Raw genomic sequence first — 262 nt, 5'->3', positions numbered from 1 at the left:
TTAGCACACAAAACAACTCGTAAAATGAAACAAAACCTATTTTGGGGAGCTGGTTATAACTTTATAGCTATCCCTCTAGCTGCAGGAATTTTGGCACCTATTGGTATCACATTAAGCCCTGCATTAGGAGCAATCCTAATGTCTGTGTCAACAGTCATCGTCGCCATTAATGCTATGTTATTACGTTTAGATCCAAAAAATAACGGTTAACAGATCGAATGATTGAAACTTCTTAAAGTATCAAGATACAATAGTTTTACAG

General features: G+C 35.9%; 1 protein-coding gene. It reads left to right on the top strand.

The annotated features are described in order from the left end of the window. The coding region (locus HMPREF2655_RS02830) for a hypothetical protein (RefSeq protein WP_142352106.1) at positions 1 to 210 on the top strand (210 nt) is incomplete at its 5' end. Positions 211 to 262: the final 52 nt, after the last annotated feature.

It is taken from the genome of Streptococcus sp. HMSC066F01 (assembly GCF_001837335.1).
In the GTDB taxonomy this organism is placed as follows: Bacteria; Bacillota; Bacilli; order Lactobacillales; family Streptococcaceae; genus Streptococcus; species Streptococcus oralis_S.
This window is presented reverse-complemented; position numbering and strand designations above follow the sequence as displayed.